At 63.8% G+C, this 17,475-nt stretch carries 16 protein-coding genes, 1 pseudogene and 1 riboswitch; of the genes and pseudogenes, 5 read left to right on the top strand and 12 right to left on the bottom strand.

The genetic code is table 11. The features are described 5' to 3' along the window. Positions 1 to 48: 48 nt before the first annotated feature. The 3 genes from aac(6') to argE all read left to right on the top strand — a co-directional run bounded on the left by aac(6') (position 49) and on the right by argE (position 3,167). The gene (gene aac(6') / locus A7A08_RS08510) at positions 49 to 501 is read left to right on the top strand and encodes an aminoglycoside 6'-N-acetyltransferase (RefSeq protein WP_083226594.1); all 453 of its coding nucleotides are present in this window, start codon (positions 49 to 51) and stop codon (positions 499 to 501) included. A gap of 38 nt (positions 502 to 539) precedes the next feature. Continuing rightward, positions 540 to 617, top strand: a riboswitch (SAM riboswitch). An 87-nt stretch (positions 618 to 704) separates the two neighbouring features. Next, positions 705 to 1,895, top strand: coding sequence for an O-succinylhomoserine sulfhydrylase (locus tag A7A08_RS08505; RefSeq protein WP_069095085.1), 1,191 nt, complete (start codon positions 705 to 707; stop codon positions 1,893 to 1,895). 114 nt (positions 1,896 to 2,009) lie between these two features. Further along, positions 2,010 to 3,167 (top strand): acetylornithine deacetylase, encoded by a 1,158-nt coding sequence (gene argE, locus A7A08_RS08500; protein WP_069095084.1) that lies wholly within the window; start codon positions 2,010 to 2,012, stop codon positions 3,165 to 3,167. On the opposite strand, the gene A7A08_RS08495 is transcribed toward argE, so the two are convergent. Genes A7A08_RS08495 through A7A08_RS08485 form a run of 3 tightly spaced genes read right to left on the bottom strand, consistent with a single transcriptional unit; the run spans position 3,164 to position 6,335 of the window. Continuing rightward, positions 3,164 to 4,120 (bottom strand): Hsp33 family molecular chaperone, encoded by a 957-nt coding sequence (locus A7A08_RS08495; RefSeq protein WP_069095083.1) that lies wholly within the window; start codon positions 4,118 to 4,120, stop codon positions 3,164 to 3,166. The two genes, argE and A7A08_RS08495, sit on opposite strands and share 4 nt — an antisense overlap. 2 nt (positions 4,121 to 4,122) lie before the next feature. Beyond that, a complete protein-coding gene (gene argF, locus A7A08_RS08490; RefSeq protein ID WP_069095082.1) occupies positions 4,123 to 5,106 on the bottom strand; it encodes an ornithine carbamoyltransferase in 984 nt (327 codons plus the stop codon). Between the two features lie 32 nt (positions 5,107 to 5,138). After that, entirely contained in the window at positions 5,139 to 6,335 is a 1,197-nt protein-coding gene (locus A7A08_RS08485; RefSeq protein WP_069095081.1) for an aspartate aminotransferase family protein, read from the bottom strand. 453 nt (positions 6,336 to 6,788) lie between these two features. Here A7A08_RS08485 and A7A08_RS08480 point away from each other — a divergent pair, with 453 nt between their 5' ends. Then, positions 6,789 to 7,304: a GcrA family cell cycle regulator gene (locus A7A08_RS08480; RefSeq protein ID WP_069095080.1), complete on the top strand. Its 516-nt coding sequence runs from the start codon at positions 6,789 to 6,791 to the stop codon at positions 7,302 to 7,304. A gap of 240 nt (positions 7,305 to 7,544) precedes the next feature. Here the strand turns inward: A7A08_RS08480 and phoB are convergent, their stop codons facing one another. The 7 genes and pseudogenes from phoB to A7A08_RS08445 form a co-directional block, all read right to left on the bottom strand. Continuing rightward, complete coding sequence (gene phoB, locus A7A08_RS08475; protein WP_069095079.1) at positions 7,545 to 8,261, bottom strand: phosphate regulon transcriptional regulator PhoB; 717 nt, start codon at positions 8,259 to 8,261, stop codon at positions 7,545 to 7,547. Between the two features lie 14 nt (positions 8,262 to 8,275). Continuing rightward, entirely contained in the window at positions 8,276 to 9,001 is a 726-nt protein-coding gene (gene phoU / locus A7A08_RS08470) for a phosphate signaling complex protein PhoU (RefSeq protein WP_069095078.1), read from the bottom strand. Positions 9,002 to 9,034: 33 nt separating this feature from the next. After that, positions 9,035 to 9,801: pseudogene (gene pstB, locus A7A08_RS08465) on the bottom strand (phosphate ABC transporter ATP-binding protein PstB). Positions 9,802 to 9,891: 90 nt separating this feature from the next. After that, positions 9,892 to 11,214: a phosphate ABC transporter permease PstA gene (gene pstA / locus A7A08_RS08460; protein WP_069095077.1), complete on the bottom strand. Its 1,323-nt coding sequence runs from the start codon at positions 11,212 to 11,214 to the stop codon at positions 9,892 to 9,894. After that, complete coding sequence (pstC, locus tag A7A08_RS08455) at positions 11,214 to 12,638, bottom strand: phosphate ABC transporter permease subunit PstC (RefSeq protein WP_425349012.1); 1,425 nt, start codon at positions 12,636 to 12,638, stop codon at positions 11,214 to 11,216. The genes pstA and pstC overlap by 1 nt, the downstream gene beginning before the upstream one ends. 163 nt (positions 12,639 to 12,801) lie before the next feature. Next, the gene (locus tag A7A08_RS08450; RefSeq protein WP_425349007.1) at positions 12,802 to 13,845 is read right to left on the bottom strand and encodes a PstS family phosphate ABC transporter substrate-binding protein; all 1,044 of its coding nucleotides are present in this window, start codon (positions 13,843 to 13,845) and stop codon (positions 12,802 to 12,804) included. Positions 13,846 to 14,239: 394 nt separating this feature from the next. Further along, positions 14,240 to 15,544, bottom strand: coding sequence for an ATP-binding protein (locus A7A08_RS08445; protein WP_069095075.1), 1,305 nt, complete (start codon positions 15,542 to 15,544; stop codon positions 14,240 to 14,242). 216 nt (positions 15,545 to 15,760) lie between these two features. Between A7A08_RS08445 and ppk2 the strand changes: the two genes are divergently transcribed. Further along, positions 15,761 to 16,642, top strand: coding sequence for a polyphosphate kinase 2 (ppk2, locus tag A7A08_RS08440; protein WP_069095074.1), 882 nt, complete (start codon positions 15,761 to 15,763; stop codon positions 16,640 to 16,642). Positions 16,643 to 16,675: 33 nt separating this feature from the next. Here ppk2 and A7A08_RS08435 read toward each other — a convergent pair whose 3' ends face one another. Continuing rightward, complete coding sequence (locus A7A08_RS08435; protein WP_069095073.1) at positions 16,676 to 17,041, bottom strand: gamma-butyrobetaine hydroxylase family protein; 366 nt, start codon at positions 17,039 to 17,041, stop codon at positions 16,676 to 16,678. A 19-nt stretch (positions 17,042 to 17,060) separates the two neighbouring features. Then, positions 17,061 to 17,255 (bottom strand): DUF6494 family protein, encoded by a 195-nt coding sequence (locus tag A7A08_RS08430; protein ID WP_069095299.1) that lies wholly within the window; start codon positions 17,253 to 17,255, stop codon positions 17,061 to 17,063. Positions 17,256 to 17,475: the final 220 nt, after the last annotated feature.

Below are 17,475 nucleotides of genomic sequence, written 5' to 3'. Positions count from 1 at the left end.
TGCTCACCAAGCTTCTCCCCCGGATTCACAATAGCCTATATGTCCCCCATGCAGATCGACAGATGCCGACCGGAAGATTTCGCCGCGTGGCTGCCCTTGCGGATTCAGCTTTGGCCCGACCATACGGACGAGGAGAACCGCGCCCAGGCGTTCTCGGTGATGGAAAGCGAGGATTCCGCCGGTTTCATCGCCAAGACGGAGGACGGCGTGGCGGTGGGGTTCGCCGAGGTGGCGCTGCGCTACGACTATGTGAACGGCTGCGGGCGGCCGCCGGTCGCCTTCCTGGAAGGCATCTACGTGGTGCCGGACTGGCGCGGCAAGGGCGTGGCGCGGGCGCTGGTCGGAGCGGTTGAGAGCTGGTCTGGCGTCAAAGGCGTGACAGAGCTCGCCTCGGACGTGCTGCTGGGCAACACGACCTCCCAGGGCATGCACCAGGCGCTGGGCTTCGAAGAGACCGAACGGGTCGTCTATTACCGCAAGGTTGTGGAGCGCGCCCGATGAGCGCGCACTTGACGCCGCTTACGACCCGCGCTTTAACTCGGATCCTTCGTGGTGATTTGGCCGGCGGCTTGCAGCCACGTAAAACAAGTCGCTAAAAGGGCCGTTGCGGGAAAGCCCCCGCGAGCACCCGGTTCTTTGGCGGCCAGCCTAAGCCCCGGGTTTTTTTGTGCCCGCTTTCGGGTGCGCGAGATGGAGGTGTCGCCATGGCGGCGGGAGACGAGAAGAATTGGAAGCTGGCGACGACGCTGGTGCATGAGGGCACGCGGCGGAGCCAGTTCGGCGAGACGTCGGAAGCGATCTTCCTCAATTCCGGCTATGTCTACGACAGTGCGGAAATCGCCGAGGCCCGCTTCAAGGGCGAGGATGACGGCTATGTCTATAGTCGCTACGCCAACCCGACCGTCTCCATGTTCGAAGAGCGCATCGCCGCGCTGGAAGGCGCCGAGGCTGCCCACGGCATGGCGAGCGGGATGGCGGCCGTGTCCTCCTCCCTGCTCTCGTTCCTGAGGGCGGGCGATCATATCGTGGCGGCGAAGGCGCTGTTCGGCAGCTGTCTCTACATCGTCTCGGATCTGCTGCCGCGCTACGGCGTGGAATGCACGCTGGTGGACGGGGCCGACCTCGACCAGTGGGAGAAGGCGATGCGGCCCGACACCAAGGCGGTGTTCTTCGAGACGCCGACCAACCCGGTGCTGGGCCTTGTCGATATCGAGGCCGTCTGCAAGATCGCCCACAAGGTCGGCGCGCAGGTGGTGGTGGACAACGTGTTCGCCACGCCGATGCTGCAGCGGCCTTTGGAGTTGGGGGCCGATATCGTCGTCTACTCAGCGACCAAGCATATCGACGGTCAGGGCCGGTGCCTCGGCGGCGTGGTGCTGGGCCGAAAGGATTATATCGACGAGACCCTGCACACCTTCCTGAAGCATACGGGGCCGTCCCTGAGCCCGTTCAATGCATGGGTGCTGCTGAAGGGGCTGGAGACCATGCCGCTCCGGGTGGAACGCCAGGTCGAGAGCGCCGCCAAGATCGCCGACTTCCTCGGCGAGCAGGACAAGATCAGCCGCGTCTTCTATCCGGGGCGGACGGATCATCCGCAGCACGCGCTGGCCAAGAAGCAGATGGCCTCGGGCGGACCCATGGTTGCGCTGGAGGTGAAGGGCGGCAAGGACGAGGCCTTCCGCTTCATCAACGCGCTATCGATCTTCAAGATCTCGAACAATCTGGGCGATGCGAAGAGCCTGATCACCCACCCAGCGACGACGACGCATCAGCGGCTGAGCCCGGAAGCGCGCGCGGAGGCCGGCATCTTCGACAGGACGGTGCGGCTTTCCATCGGGCTGGAAGATGCTGACGATCTGATCGGCGACCTCAAGAAGGGCGTCGCGGCGATTTAGGAAGCCAGGCAATAACCGCTCGCATGGGGGAGGCTACTACCCCAAAAGGCCAAGAGTATCTTGGCCAGCACCGCGCTATCGTCCCGACGATTTCTCACGACCGCCGAGGCTTCCTTGTCCGACATCACCACCGCAACCGAGCTGCTTGAGAAGCTCGTCGCCTTCGATACGACGAGCGCGAAGTCGAACCTGAAGCTGATCGCGTTCGTGGAGGACTATCTCCGTCAGCATGGCGTCGTCTCGACGCGCGTTCCGACGGAAGACGGAACGAAGGCCGGGCTGTTCGCCACGATCGGGCCGGAAGGGCATGGCGGGGTTGCGCTCTCCGCCCACACGGATTGTGTGCCCGTCACGGGGCAGAGCTGGAGCTCGGATCCCTTCACGCTGACCGCGCGGGACGGCAAGCTCTACGGGCGCGGGTCTTGCGATATGAAGGGCTTTCTCGCCTGCGTGCTGGCGCTGGTGCCCTCCTTTGTCGCGGCAGAGCTCGCCGAGCCGATCCATCTGGCGCTTTCCTATGACGAAGAAGTCGGCTGCGTGGGCGTACGGCCCATGCTGGACCTTTTCGGCAAGGAACTTCCCATGCCGCGGGCGGCCATCATCGGCGAGCCCACCAAGATGAGCGTCGTCGATGCCCACAAGCAGATCGACATCTACGCCGTGACGGTCAACGGGCTGGCCGGACATTCCAGCGAGCCTGACAAGGGCGTGAACGCCATCCGCTATGCGGCGGAGCTGATCGTCGAGCTGCAGCGGCTCGGCGCCGAAGCCGCGCGCACCCATCACGACGACCGGTTCTCGCCCGCCTACACCACAGCCGAAGCGGGGACCATCGAGGGCGGCACGGCGACCAATATCATTCCGAAGACCTGCCGGTTCGAATGGCTCATGCGCAGCCTGCCCATGGAAGGTGCGGCGCGAATCCCGGACGAGCTGATGGCGTTCGCCGAGCGTGAGCTGCTGCCGAAGATGCATGCTGTATCGGAAGAGACCGGGATCGAGATGACCCAGGAAGAACATGTTCCGGGCTTCCAAGCGCCGCCCGGCTCGGACGCCGTGGCGCTGGCTCTCAGCCTGACGGGCCGGAATTCCACCGGCGCCGTTTCCTTCACGACCGAGGCCGGCCTGTTCGAGAAGACCGGTTGCCCGGCGGTGGTGTGCGGTCCCGGCGACATCGCCCAGGCCCATGCACCCGACGAGTTCGTCAGTGTCTCGGAGCTCGAGGCGTGCATGGGTTTTCTCGGCCGCCTACAGGACCGCGTCAGCCGCTAGTTCGGCTTGCGCTTGGCGTTTATCTCCGCCGGATCGAAGCTGTACTGCTTGTTGCAGAACTCGCAGGTGACCTCGATCTCATTCTCGACGGTCATCTCCTCGACCTCCTCATCGGTGAAGTTCCGGAGGATGCCCTCGATGCGGTCGCGGGAGCAGCTGCAATAGGGGTCCAACGGCAGGGGCGGATAGGCCCGCACCCGCTCCTCGTGGAACAACCGATAAAGCAGACGCTCGGCCGCCAGTGTCGGGTCGAGCAGCTCGTGATCCTCGACTGTCTCGGCCAGAAGCTTGGCCCGGTTCCAGTCCTCGTCTTCCGCCGCCTCTTCCCCTTCCGACGCCAGACCGCCTTCCGAGGTCAGCTTCTGAACGAGCAGGCCGCCGGCGCGCCAGCTCCAGCTCTTGTCCTCGCCCTGGTAGTGCTTGGCGGTGACGAGCTTCAGGAAGGTCGGCAGCTGCTCCGACTGGCGGAAATAGATGTCCGCCGCCTGGCTCAGGGTTTCGCCATCCAGGGGCACGATGCCCTGATAGCGCTCCATGTCGGGACCGCGGTCGATGGTCATGGCGAAGTGGCCCTTGCCGAGAAGGGTCGCAGAATCGACGTGAGCGCCATCCAGAGCCGCGACCTGCTCCTTGTCGAAGCGGGCGTAGGCCCGGAGCTGGCCCGGCGTCTGGTAATCCGCCACCAGCAGATCCACGGGTCCGTCGGTCGAGGCCTGGAGGATGAACTTGCCTTCGAATTTCAGCGCGGCGCCCAGAAGGGCGGCGAGCGCCACGGCCTCCCCCAGAAGCTCCGAAACGGGTTCCGGGTAGTCGTGACGGGAAAGGATGTCGTCCACGGTGGGGCCGAGCTTCACCAGCCGGCCAGTCACATGCGACAGCTCCGCCTGGAAGGGGAGCGCGAGATCGTCTTTGGGGATGACCAGTTCGGCCATCTCCTGAGATGGCCCGGCCATCGTCAGTCTCCTAATTGTTTCGACTTGGACTCCAGGCACCAGGCGAGGATCGCCTTCTGGGCATGAAGCCGGTTCTCCGCCTCGTCCCAAACCACGGACTGCGGACCGTCGATGACCTCTGCGGTCACCTCGTCGTCGCGGTGGGCGGGGAGGCAATGCATGAATATGGCGTCTGATTTCGCTTTTTCCATGAGGGCGGCGTTCACCTGGTACGGCCGAAGCAGTTTCTTGCGCTGCTCGCCATCCGCATCGCCCATGGAGACCCAGACGTCGGTCACGATGCAGTCGGCGTCGGTGGCCGCTTCGCCGGGGTCCTGGGTCACGACGACATCGGCATTTTCGGCGCGCGCGAAGGCGACCAGCTCCTCGGCGGGCGGATATTCCTTGGGTGCCGCGATCTTAAGGGCGAAACCGAAGCGGGCCGCGGCATGGATCCAGGACGCGGCAACGTTGTTGGCATCGCCCACCCAGGCGACAGTGGCGCCTTCGATCGACCCCTTGCGCTCCTCGTAGGTCATGATATCGGCCATGATCTGACACGGATGGGTGCGGCCGGTGAGGCCATTGATCACCGGCACGTCGGCATTGCCGGCGAGCTCCAGCAGCGTGTCATGGGGGCCGGTACGCAGCATGATGGCGTCGACGTAGCGCGAGAGCACCTTCGCCGTGTCGGCGATGGTTTCGCCGCGGCCGAGCTGCATCTCGTTGGGGTTTAGCACCACTGCCTTGCCGCCGAGCTCATGGATGGCCACCTCGAAGGAGACGCGGGTCCGTGTCGACGGCTTCTCGAAGATCATGGCCAGCACCGCGCCGGGCAGAAGCGGTGCCGGACCGGACTTCCGCTCCGCCTTCATCTCGTGGGCGTGGGCGAGGATCTTCTTCAGGGTCGCGGTATCGAGATCGCCGATATCGAGGAAATGCCGCAACTCTCCCGAGGCTCCCGGCTGGGGAAGCGAATGGCTGATTTGAGTGGTCGCTTTTTGCATCTTTCGGCCTGAAATCGTTGGCGCTCGGCTGCCTAGGCGGACGCCGCGGCAGCAGCCGGGGCGACGGTTTCGCAGGCCGCTTCGATCTTCTCACACGCCGCGTCGATCTCAGCCTCGCCGATGATCAAGGGCGGCAGGAGGCGGACGACGTTGTCGCCGGCCTGAACGGTGAGAAGATGTTGCGCCGCGAGCGCCTTCACCAGATCGCCATTGGAAATGGACGAGGTGCATTTCAGGCCCAGCAGGAAACCCTGGCCCCGCACCTCTTCGAAAATATCGCTGTGCTCGTCCTTGATTGCGGCGAGCCGCTGCTTGAATCGCAGAGCCGTTTCCGACACGCGCTCCAGGAATCCGTCTTCGAGCAGCACATCCAGCACGGCATTGCCGACCGCCATGGCGAGCGGATTGCCGCCGAAGGTCGAGCCGTGGGTGCCGGGGGTCATGGTGCTGCCGACCTCCTCGGTGGCAAGACATGCCCCTAGGGGAAAGCCGCCGCCCAGTCCCTTGGCCAGGGACATGATGTCCGGCGACACGCCCGACCATTTATGGGCGAACAGGCGGCCGGTGCGGCCCATGCCGGTCTGCACCTCGTCGAAGATCAGGAGGATGCCCTTATCGTCGCAAAGGGCGCGGAGGTCGCGCAGGAAGCCGGGATCGATCAGGCGGACGCCACCCTCCCCCATCACAGGCTCCACGATGATGCCCGCAGTCTCCTCGGTCACCGCCGCCTTCACGGCCTCGATATCGCCCGCCGGCAGATGATCGAAGCCGGGCATCGGCTCACCGAAGCCCTCCAGATGCTTGGCCTGGCCGCCGGCGGCGATGGTCGCCAGCGTGCGCCCATGGAAGGCGCCTTCGAAGGCGATGAGCCGGGTGCGCTCCGGATGACCGTTGGCGTAGTGGTAGCGCCGGGCCAGCTTGATGGCGGCTTCGTTGGCCTCGGCACCCGAATTGGCGAAAAACACGCGATCGGCGAAGCTCGCCTCGCAGAGGCGTTCGGCGAGACGCTCCTGCCCCGGAATCCGGTGCAGGTTGGAGACATGCCAGACCTTATCGGCCTGGGCCTTCAACGCTTCCACGAGATGAGGATGGCTATGGCCGAGCGCCGTCACCGCCACGCCCGATCCGAAGTCGAGGTAGCGTTCGCCGTTCTCATCGAAGAGCCAAGCCCCTTCGCCGCGCTCGAACGAAAGAGCCGAGCGCGCGTAGGTCGGAAAGAGGGCCGACATCGGCTTTCCCTCACTGGCAAACGGTGCTGGCAAACGCCAAAAACAAAAGCGCCGCCGAACCGGCGGCGGCGCATAGAAGAGCTTTAGGTCTGCCCGCGCTGGCTGTCAATCTGGGCTCGAGGCCCGTTTGCCCAGGGTTCGTACACAGGCTTTCCCGCCGGTTTCAGAGGTTACCCACGAAACTTTCTTAACAGCCGGTTAACGATCGATTGAGTTCTCAAGCCAGCGGTGGCAGAATCTGGCTATTCCGGTGGAAAAAACGGCTCTCATCCGTGGCGGACGGTTGCTGGCGATCCCCGGAGTTAGTAGGGTTGAAACCGCTCGGCCACAAGATGTTGCGGTGTTCCTCGCGATGTCTGAGCGGTCCATCTCAAATGTACATCAGAGTATGGCCTCAGCCGTTTTCGCGGCTGCGGGTGGACTCTGAGTCCGAAAAATCGAGGAGGCAAATCAATGGCATGGAATGATGAAAGGGTGGAGCTTCTCAAGAAGCTCTGGGCCGATGGGCTGAGCGCCAGTCAGATTGCCGCGCGTCTTGGCGGTGTGACCCGCAACGCGGTGATCGGCAAGGTTCATCGGCTGGGTCTTTCGGCGCGGGCCACCACCACGCGGTCCACGGCGCCGCGTATCCGGCGGACTCCGGCACGGCGGCCGCAGCAGCCGAAGCAGAATACTGTCGTCTACGCCACGCGGGGCGCGACGGCGCTGAAGCCGGAATTCGAGGAAGAGCCGGAGACGGTGGCGGCGCCGCAGCCGGTGGAGGAACTTGTGATCCCGCTGCATGAGCGGGCGACCATCCTCAGCCTCAAGGAGCATATGTGCCGGTGGCCGATTGGCGATCCCGGCGAAGAGAACTTTCATTTTTGCGGACGCAAGAGCGGGACCGGGGTCCCCTATTGCGAGCATCACTCGCGCATGGCGTATCAGCCCGTGCAGCGTCGGCGCGACAAGCGGTCCGCGACCGGTTAGAGGGACGGCCGGACCGCTTCGGCAGGCCCGGTCAAAAAAAGCGGGGAATGAGAAGGCGCCACCTTATCGGGGCGCCTTCTTTTTTGGGCTGGATGATCACCCTGAAAGCACGGCGCGCCACGCGCAGCTCGAAGGCGCCAGGCCCGAGATGCGCGGTTCGGTGCTGCAACGCCGGGGCCAGCACGGTCGAGACGCGCCCGCTTACGCGAGCGCCCTCACCATGAGCGTCACGATGCCGTTTTAGGCGGGTGCCGTCTCGAGAGCGTCGGAGAAGGCGTAGCCGGCGCCACGGACGGTGCGGACCGGATCCTGCTCAGTGTCGTTCATCATGGCCTTGCGAAGGCGGCCGATATGGACGTCCACGGTGCGCTCGTCGACATAGACGTTGCGGCCCCACACCCCATCGAGGAGCTGGGCGCGGCTGAACACCCTGCCCGGGCTCTGCATGAGGAACTCCAGAAGCCGGAATTCCGTCGGGCCGAGGTGAATTGGCCGGCCGCTCCGCGTGACCCGGTGGGAAACGCGGTCGAGCTCGATATCTCCGGCGCTCAGCACCGAGGCGATCCGCTCCGGATTGGTCCGGCGCATGATGGCCTGAACCCGCGCCATGAGCTCGGGCACCGAAAACGGCTTCACAACGTAATCGTCGGCACCGGTGGTCAGGCCACGGATGCGGTCGTTCTCCTCGCTGCGCGCGGTGAGCAGGATGATGGGGATATGGCGGGATTCGCGATTGGTCCGGATGCGGCGGCAGAGCTCCAGGCCGGAGATGCCGGGCAGCATCCAGTCGAGGATGATGAGATCCGGCGCGTTCTCCGCGAGTTGCAGCTCGACCTCGTCGCCACGATAGACAACGTCTACGGCGTGGCCGGCCGCTTCCAGATTGTATCGAAGGAGAAGGGCAAGCGGCTCCTCATCCTCGACGACCAAAACCTTCGCTCCAGTTCCATTCGTCATGATCGTTCTGCCCGTTAGCCAGTTGATCTCTGCAACGGCAAGGTGGTGCTGGTGTTGTCGCCCTTGGGACGTTCCTCGGAGACAGGCTTGCCGTGGACCAGGAAGTAGACTGTTTCCGCGATGTTGGTCGCATGATCGCCTACGCGCTCGATATTCTTCGCGCCGAACAGCAGATGGGTGCAGAGCCCGATATTGCGCGGGTCCTCCATCATGTAGGTCAGGAGCTCGCGGAACAGCGAGTTGTACATGGCGTCGATTTCTTCGTCCTTGTACCAGACCTTCAGGGCGGCGTCGGCGTCGCGCTCGATGAAGGCGTCCAGCACCTCCTTCAGCTGCTCCAGCGCCAGCTCGCCCATATGGCGAAGACCCAGCATGAGCTGCTTGGGCTGCTGCTCCTCGACGACGGCAAGCGCCCGCTTGGCGATATTCTTGCCCAGATCTCCGATGCGCTCCAGGTCGGACGAGATACGGAGCGCCGCCATGATCTGGCGAAGGTCGTAGGCGAGCGGCTGGCGCCGGGCGATCATGGTGATCGCCTGCTCTTCGATCTCCTTCTCCAGGGCGTCGATCGCCTCATCCTGCTGGATGGTGTTGCCGGCAAGCTCCGGATCGCGCCCCTGCAGAGCGTCGATGGACTGGCCGAGCACCTGCTCCGCCAGACCACCCATGCGGGCGATCTTGTTGTTCAGCGACGACAGCTCTTCCTCATAGGCGCTGACGATATGCTCGTGATCTTCCATTAGCCGTTCCTTTTGGCTCTAGGCCCGCGTCGACTAGCCGAAGCGGCCAGTGATGTAATCCTGGGTCTTCACGTCCTTGGGGTTCGTGAACATCGCTGTGGTGTCGTCCACCTCGATGATCTTGCCAAGATGGAAGAAGGCGGTCCGTTGGGATACGCGCGCGGCCTGCTGCATGGAGTGGGTCACGATGACGATGCAGAGGGTCTCGCGCAGTTCGTCGATCAGCGTCTCGATCTTGGCCGTGGCAATCGGATCGAGGGCGGAGCACGGCTCGTCCATCAGGAGAACCTCGGGGTTCACCGAGATGGCGCGGGCGATGCAGAGACGTTGCTGCTGGCCGCCGGAGAGGCCCGTGCCCGGCTCGTCCAGGCGATCCTTCACCTCTTCATAGAGGCCGGCGCGGCGAAGGCTGTTCACCACGATATCCTCGAGCTCGGCCTTGTTGCTGGCGGTTCCGTGAATCCGCGGAGCGTAGGCGACGTTCTCGAAGATCGATTTGGGAAACGGGTTCGGCTTCTGAAACACCATGCCGACGCGAGCGCGAAGCTGCACCGGATCGCGTCCGGGGCGTAGATGTCCTCGCCGTCGAGCCGAATGTCGCCCTTGATCTTCACGATGTCGATGACGTCGTTCATCCGGTTGAGGCAACGCAGAAACGTCGACTTACCGCAGCCGGACGGCCCGATCAGCGCAGTGACCGAGCTGTCGTAGATTTCGAGGGAGACGTCATGGAGCGCCTGCTTCTCGCCGTACCAAAGGCTGACGTTGTTGGCCGCCATCTTGAGCGCGTGCTCTTCCATAGAGATCGCGCCGGGATTTTGCTCGGGCACAGCAGGCGCCCGCTCTTTCATTGCAGATTGTACGTCCACACTGTCCTCCATAACGCGGCCCTACCACTTCCGCTCGAATTTGTGCCTCAGATACACAGCCAAGCTGTTCATCACGATCAGGAAGGCCAGCAGCACCATGGTCGCGCCGGCCGTACGTTCGATGAAGCCGCGCTCCGCCGCAGTCGCCCACATATAAATCTGCACGGGCAAGGCCGTCGCTGGATCCATCGGCGTGGACGGGTAATCCGCGACGAAAGCCACCATGCCGATCATCAGCAGCGGCGCCGTTTCCCCCAACGCCTGCACGAGACCGATGATGGTCCCCGTGAGGATGCCTGGCAAGGCAAGGGGCAAAACGTGATGCATGATCACCTGATGCTTCGAGGCGCCGACACCCAGCGCACCTTCCCGGATGGACGGCGGCACCGCCTTCAGGGCGGCACGGGTGGCGATGATGATGGTGGGCAGCGTCATGAGCGAGAGCACGAGACCGCCAACGATGGGCGCCGAGCGCGGCAAGCCCAGAAAGTTGATGAAGATCGCGAGACCGAGCAGACCGAACACAATGGACGGTACGGCCGCGAGATTGTTGATGTTGACCTCGATCAGGTCCGAGATCCGGTTCTTGGCGGCGAACTCTTCCAGATAGGTCGCCGCGGCCACCGCCAATGGCACGGCCAAGAGGATGACGACCATCATCATGAAGAGTGAGCCGATGAGCGCCACGCCCAAGCCGGCGGTTTCCGGATAGCTGGAGGCGCCGTAGACGAAGAGGCCGGTGTTGAAGCGCTTCTCCAGAAGGCCCTTCTCGACCATGTGATCGATCCAACCCAGCTGTTGGTTGTCCAGGGCGCGGCGCTCCTCTGGAGTGTCGCGGCTGATGGAACCCTTCAGGAGAGCATCCACATCATCGGCCGCCAGCAGCCAGACGTCGCGCTTCTCGCCGATGACCGAGGGATCGGCCATGACGATGTCCTTGAGCTGGGTGTCGACGCCACGGGACAAGAGCTTGTTGGCAGAGCGACGCTCCTTGCGGTTGTCCGGGTCTACGCCGATCACCTTGTAGAGCGCCTCGTCGGCGAGCTTGGCGTAGTTCGCCCGCAAGAGCTCGTCCCGGTCGGCGGGATTGCCGGAGGGGTTCACGACCTTTGGGTCGAAATAGACTTCCAGATGCGCGGAGGTCTGCAGAAACGCCGTCCAGCCCTTGCCGATGATCGAAGTGAATAGGATCACCAGGAAGCCGAGCCCGAACAGCAGCGCCGCGATGCCGTACCAGCGGAAGCGGCGCTCGGCTGCGTGACGCTTGGCGAGACGCTTGGAGCTCTCGTTGGCCGCGCTTGCGATCCCGGGGAGCCCGCCTGAGCCTACGGTCTGATCGGTCATTATTCGTACTGCTCCCGGTATTTGCGGACGATGTACAGGGCGTAGATGTTGAGCCCCAATGTGATGACGAAGAGCGTGAGACCGAGGGCAAAGGCCACCAGGGTCTGGGGACTGTTGAACTCGAGGTCGCCGGTCAGCTGGCTGACGATCTTCACGGTGATGGTGGTGACCTGCTCGAACGGGTTGAGGGTCAGGTTGGCGGCGATGCCGGCGGCCAGCACCACGATCATGGTCTCGCCGATGGCGCGGGAGGCCGCCAGCAGGATGGCGCCGACGATGCCCGGCAGGGCGGCCGGCAGGATCACCCGTTTGATGGTCTCCGATTGGGTGGCGCCCAGGCCGTAGGACCCTTCACGCAGGGAATTTGGAACGGCATTGATGATGTCGTCGGAGAGCGACGACACGAAGGGGATGATCATCACCCCCATGACGATGCCGGCGGTGAGGACGCTGGAGGCCGAGATGTCTAGGCCGACCGCCGCGCCGGCGTCGCGCATGAAGGGACCGAAGGTGACGAGGGCGAAGAAGCCGTAAACGATGGTCGGGATACCGGCCAGGATCTCCAGCAAGGGTTTGGCGATCGTCCGCACCTTGGGCCCTGCATATTCGGACATGTAGATGGCGGCGAACAGGCCCACGGGCACCGCGACGAGCAGCGCGACCAGGGAGATATACATGGTGCCCCAGAGAAGCGGCAGGAGGCCGAACTGGCCCTCGCTCCCCCCGCTTCCCGCGGCGGAGAAGCGCGGATCCCAGACCGTGCCGAAGAAGTAGTCCTGGGGCGGCACGAGCTGGAAGAAATGGATGGTCTCGAACAGCACCGACAGGACGATGCCGACGGTGGTCAGGACGGCAACCGTCGAGGCGGCGAAAAGCCCTGCCGTCATTGTCCGCTCGACATAGGTCCGGGCGCGCAAGGCCGGGGCGATGTTGCGGTAGGCCCAGAAGAAGCATCCCGCAGCCAGAAGAAAACACACAGCCGGCAGCACAAGCCGCGCAGTGGCCCGGAGATCGGCGAGATAGATCGCGGCCTGGATGACATAGGGCTCGGGGGCGGAGCCGAGGATGACGCCGTTCTCGGACAGCACCTCGCGTGCGGTGTCGTTTGTGACGAAGCCGTAGCGCGCCTTGCGGAGGATTTCGTCCTCGCGCGGGGTCAGGTGCGGGAGCCCTTCGGCGATCGACTCCACGACGTTCATGGTCAGGGATTGCTGAGCGTCGGACTGCTCATGATAGGCCGCCGGAAGCTGTTGTGCCGTGAAATACTCGAAGACCGGATTGTCGGCCGCGGTCCAAACGGTGAGCAGGAGGAGCGCCGGGATGACTGTCCAGATGGCGAGATAGGCGCCGTGGTAGGACGGCCGCGAATGGGTCGGGATGGTGTTGCCGTTGGAGACCTGAACCGAGCGATACCGCCCGACCAGATAGGCGAGCACTGCGGCCGCCGCGAGAATGGCAAGGATGGTCAGGTTGGACACGAGCGCCCCACTCTTATCGAATTTATCTTGTTGCCCCGCGATGAGGGGGCGGACCGTAAAGCCCTTGGCCTGTCGGCCCGCCCCTTCGATATCGTCTTAAATCCTGGGCCTACATGCCCATGGTCGTGCCGTTCTCGATCTGCGTCTGCAGCTCTTCGAACTCGTCATCCGGCAGCGGAACCAGGCCGTATTCGGCGAGCGGGCCGTCGGGGCCGATCATCTTCTCCGAGGCGAAGTAGGCCACGTAGTCCTTCAGGCCGGGAATGACGTCCATGTGGTCCTTCTTCACGTAGAAGAAGAGCGGACGGGACACCGGATACTCGCCGCTGGCGATGGTATCGACGGAGGGCTCGACACCGCTCATGGTGGCGACCTTCAGCTTGTCGGTGTTGTTCTCGTAGAAGGACAGACCGAACACGCCGATGCCTTCCGGATTGGACTGCAGGCGGGCCAGGGTCTCGGTGTAGTCGCCGTCGATGTCCACGGCCTTGCCGTCCTTGCGGACCTTGATGCAGGCGTCGTCGATGGTGTCTTCGTCGCTGCCGGCCTCTTCCATGATCTTGATGGCGCCGGCCTCTTCGCAACCCTTGGCAAGGACCTTCTCCTCGAAGACCTCACGGGTGCCGTGCTTCTCGCCGGGGATGTAAGCGGCGATCTCCCACTTCGGCAGGTCGGCGTTGACCTCGTCCCAGGTCTTGTAGGGGTTCTTGACCATCTTGCCGTCGACCGGGACCTGCTCGGCGAGGGCGAGATAGAGGTCCTTGGGCTCGAGGGCCATGTCGGGGCCCTTGACGTCGCTGGCGAAGACGATGCCGTCATAGCCGAAGCGGACTTCCATGATGTTCTTCACGCCGGCTGCGTGGCAGGCCTCGACCTCTTTGTCCTTGATCTTGCGCGAAGCGTTCGCGATGTCGATCGTGGATTCGCCGAGCCCCTTGCAGAACTGCTTCAGGCCAGCAGAGGAGCCGCCGGACTCGACGACGGGGGTCGGATACTTGCCGTAGGTCTTGCCGAAATCCTCGGCAACGATCTGGGCATAGGGCAGGACGGTCGAAGAACCGGCGATCTGGATCTGATCACGTGCGAGCGCGGGGCCGGCCGTGATGCAAGCGCCGACGGCGATGGCCGACGCCATGATGGAAAACCTTTTCACTTTGCTCTCCCTTGCGTTGGATGCGAGCTTTTGTTTCTGGGTGCGAGCCTGCAAAGCGGCGACTGCCGCGAGCTCGCCGGCACGCTAGTCGTCAGCGATAATGCTTTTATGACAGCTCGGATTCCTCTTGGTGACAGTCCCAAACTGTTGATTTTCAAAGGGCACCACGGTTGAAGCCTGTGGAGGATCCGCGATTGGCAGCGGCTCCGATCCGGGGTTGCTCCGGACACATTTCAGACTTCGCTCCTCTCCGGCATCGCGGACGCGGACGAAATGCCCGCATCCCCGCCGATGCGCCATGAGGGAAGCCCTATGTCAGTTATATGACAGTTCGATTACAGTGTTCAGGGCCGGATGACACCCTGTGGACGGCCGGGGAAATTCCCCGGAACGCCTATTCGGCCGCCTGGGAGGGGGCCGGCTTTTCCTGAGGCTTTTCGACCGCATCGAACACGACGGTGAAGGTCGAGCCCTCGCCGGGCTTGGAGGAGATGGTGAGCTCGCCGCGATGGCGGTTCACGATGTGCTTGACGATGGCGAGGCCGAGGCCCGTTCCGCCACGTTCGCGGCTATAGGCCACGTCGACCCGGTAGAAGCGCTCGGTCAGGCGCGGCAGATGGTCGGAGGGAATGCCCTTCCCCTCGTCGATCACGGCAATGGAATAGCGTCCGTTGCCGCGGCCCTGGGCCGACCGGTAGTTCCCCTCGACACGCACGACACCCTTGTCGGCGCCGTATTTCAGCGCGTTGGTCACGAGGTTCTGAAGGACCTGGACCAGCTCGTCGAGATCGCCACGGACGAGGGCCGGCGCTGCGAAGCGCTTCAGCTGAAGCTTCACGCCGTGCTCCTGCGCCAGAGGCTCGGTCGCGTCGCGCACATTGTCGATGACGTGATTCAGATCGATGAGGTTGCTCGGCGCGACATGGACGTTCATCTCGGCCCGGCTGAGGGAGAGGAGCTGGTCGATGAGGCGCGTCATGCGGGCAGCTTGCTCGGCCATGACCTTGAGGAAGCGCTCCCGGGCGCCGGCATCGTCCTTGGCGCTCAGCTGTAGGGTCTCGATGAAGCCGCGCAGGGAGGCGAGCGGCGTGCGGAGCTCGTGGCTCGCATTGGCGACGAAGTCGGACCGCATCTGGTTGATACGCTCGGATTCGGTGAGGTCGCGGAGCAGCACCAGGATGTAGCGGGCCCGATGGCCCTGATGGCTCAAGGGCGCCACGGTGACCGCCATGCGGCGGCCGACGGGGAGAACGCGCTCCGTATAGCTGACGGTGATGGAGCGTCCGCGGTCGGGCGCGGCCGTGAGGGCGTCCAAAAACGCCGGATTGCGAATGACGCTCGAGACATGGCCGCCTTCGCGAAGAGAGGTGAAGATGGCCCCGGCGGCGGCGTTGTAGAACAGGACGTGGCCGGCGCTATCGAGCATTACGGCCGGGTCGGGGTAGGCTTCCGTCACCAGGTTGAGGGAGATCTCCGCATTCTCCGACGAACGCTTGCCGGGAAGCGTCTGCGGCTCATCCTCGAGAGACAGGTTGCGCGGTGCGGCACCGGCGCAAACGAGGAACACCAGGAAGCCGGCGAGACCATAGAGCAGCGGCAGGTCGGTCTCGACGACGAGGGTCGCGAGAATGGCCGCAACGGCGACGATCAGCCAGAGGGCTGCCCGTAAGCGTGCTCCAAGTTCGTAAAAGCTCTGCATGCGATGCAATCCTAGCACCTTCAACCAAGCCGCTCAGCAATATAGGGGTTCGGCTCTCCGCCATAGCGCGATTTTAGCGCCCTTCCGGTGCGAATCGCTGCGCTTCCGTCGGGAGCGATAATTGCTTAGGTAATATCACCGTTTCGCGACAAGCCGCCACACCATGGTTAACAGACTCGGTAGGGCATATGGCCATTGGCGGGCTGGGAGGGAAGTATGCGCGGATCTTTTCTGCTTGAGGACGCGGGCGAAGGCGAGGAATTGCCGGGCTTCGATATCGACGCCCCGGAGCTGCCGGAAGAGATCGATAAGAAGGCCTTCCGAAGCGGCGGCTACCCCTACAACAAGCGCATGAAGCGCAAGCGCTACGACGAGGAGTTGCTGGACCTCCAGATCGAGCTTCTGAAACTGCAGCGCTGGGTGGAGCGGGAAGGCAAGCGCCTCGTCATCGTCTTCGAGGGTCGGGATGCGGCGGGCAAGGATGGCTGCATAAAGCGCATTCTGGCCCATCTCAATCCGCGCCACGCCCGACAGGTCGCGCTGTCCAAGCCGACGGATGCGGAGCGCGGGCAATGGTATTTCCAGCGTTACGTGGCCGAGCTCCCCACGGCGGGCGATATGCTGATCTTCAATCGCTCCTGGTACAATCGGGCCGGGGTCGAGCCCGTGATGGGATACTGCACCGAAGAGCAGTATCACCGGTTCATGGAAGCCGTGCCCCAGTTCGAGGCGGGGCTCGTGCATGACGGGATCATCCTCATCAAGCTCTGGCTTTCGGTGGGGCGCGAGATGCAGCTCAAGCGGTTTCACGCCCGCCGCCACGACGTGCTCAAGCGCTGGAAGCTGACCGACAACGACGTGCGGGGGCTTGCGCTGTTCGATGCCTACACGGCCGCGCGGGACCGCATGTTCGCCAGGACCGACACGAGCTTCGCGCCCTGGCTGGTGGTCCGCTCCAACGACAAGCGGCGCGCAAGGCTCAACGCCATTCGCGCCATTCTCCACGGCATCCAGTACGACGGAAAGGATCCGGAAGTCGCCGATGCTCCGGATCCCAAGATCGTGGGGCGCGGGCCGGACTTCTTCGCGACGGCGTGAACTCGCCAGCCGGCGCGGCCCGACGAGAGCGCCCTACCGGCTCAAGCCCTGACGGCTCAGCTCGTCCAGATACTCCGCCCAACGGGCGTCCTTGTTCTCGCCGAGCTCCTTCAGATAGTCCCAGGAGAACAGCCCGGTGTTGTGGCCGTCGCTGAAGACGACGCGCACGGCGTAGTTGCCGACGGGCTCGAGCCGAGCGATCTCGACGTTCTTCTTGCCCGGCACCGTCACGCGCTGATCCGGGCTGTGGCCCTGGACCTCCGCGCTCGGGCTCCGGACGCGCAAAAGCTCGGCGGCAAAATCGTAGCTGCTGCCGTCATCGAACAGGACAAGCAGGTTGCGGCGGTCCTTGGCCACGCGAAGCTCCGTGGGCCAAGGCTCGGAAGTCCGGTCTGTCATGGATAAAACCTGCCTGCCTTCAGCCGAGGTCGATCTCGCCTTCGACCACATGCTCAAGGCCGGTGCCTTCCGCAGTCAGGACCGCTTTGACCTTCAGCTTGCCCTTGCCGCCGAGATTTTCCGCGCGGACCACTTCCTCGATCGCTTGCTGGGAGGTGACGCCCACCTCCTTGAGGAACTTCCGCATCGACATGTTAAACTTCTGGTCGTCCATGGTCTGATCGTCCATCGGGGCCTCCTATTCTGTCATTCGCCGGATAATGATGATAAATGTACCACTCGGTCCATATAACCTGGCCGGTAAGGGCCTCGGCGCCCGTGGTGGCCTGAGATGGCGAAAAGGAAACGCATAGCAGGTTCAGGCCAAGGCAAGAAACGGTCCCTCAAGCGCCGGAGCGATGTTGCGGCGGCCTTGAAGTTCTCTCGCTACCGGC

The organism is Methyloligella halotolerans (genome assembly GCF_001708935.1).
GTDB classification, from domain to species: Bacteria; Pseudomonadota; Alphaproteobacteria; order Rhizobiales; family Methyloligellaceae; genus Methyloligella; species Methyloligella halotolerans.
This window is presented reverse-complemented; position numbering and strand designations above follow the sequence as displayed.

Bases quoted from the DNA above. Each gene is read 5' to 3' on its own strand.
- A7A08_RS08505 (WP_069095085.1), top strand. From the start codon at position 705: ATGGCGGCGGGAGACGAGAAGAATTGGAAGCTGGCGACGACGCTGGTG.
- A7A08_RS08495 (WP_069095083.1), bottom strand. From the start codon at position 4,120: ATGGCCGGGCCATCTCAGGAGATGGCCGAACTGGTCATCCCCAAAGAC.
- argF (WP_069095082.1), bottom strand. From the start codon at position 5,106: ATGCAAAAAGCGACCACTCAAATCAGCCATTCGCTTCCCCAGCCGGGA.
- A7A08_RS08485 (WP_069095081.1), bottom strand. From the start codon at position 6,335: ATGTCGGCCCTCTTTCCGACCTACGCGCGCTCGGCTCTTTCGTTCGAG.
- A7A08_RS08480 (WP_069095080.1), top strand. From the start codon at position 6,789: ATGGCATGGAATGATGAAAGGGTGGAGCTTCTCAAGAAGCTCTGGGCC.
- phoB (WP_069095079.1), bottom strand. From the start codon at position 8,261: ATGACGAATGGAACTGGAGCGAAGGTTTTGGTCGTCGAGGATGAGGAG.
- phoU (WP_069095078.1), bottom strand. From the start codon at position 9,001: ATGGAAGATCACGAGCATATCGTCAGCGCCTATGAGGAAGAGCTGTCG.
- pstA (WP_069095077.1), bottom strand. From the start codon at position 11,214: ATGACCGATCAGACCGTAGGCTCAGGCGGGCTCCCCGGGATCGCAAGC.
- A7A08_RS08445 (WP_069095075.1), bottom strand. From the start codon at position 15,544: ATGCAGAGCTTTTACGAACTTGGAGCACGCTTACGGGCAGCCCTCTGG.
- ppk2 (WP_069095074.1), top strand. From the start codon at position 15,761: ATGCGCGGATCTTTTCTGCTTGAGGACGCGGGCGAAGGCGAGGAATTG.
- A7A08_RS08435 (WP_069095073.1), bottom strand. From the start codon at position 17,041: ATGACAGACCGGACTTCCGAGCCTTGGCCCACGGAGCTTCGCGTGGCC.
- A7A08_RS08430 (WP_069095299.1), bottom strand. From the start codon at position 17,255: ATGGACGACCAGAAGTTTAACATGTCGATGCGGAAGTTCCTCAAGGAG.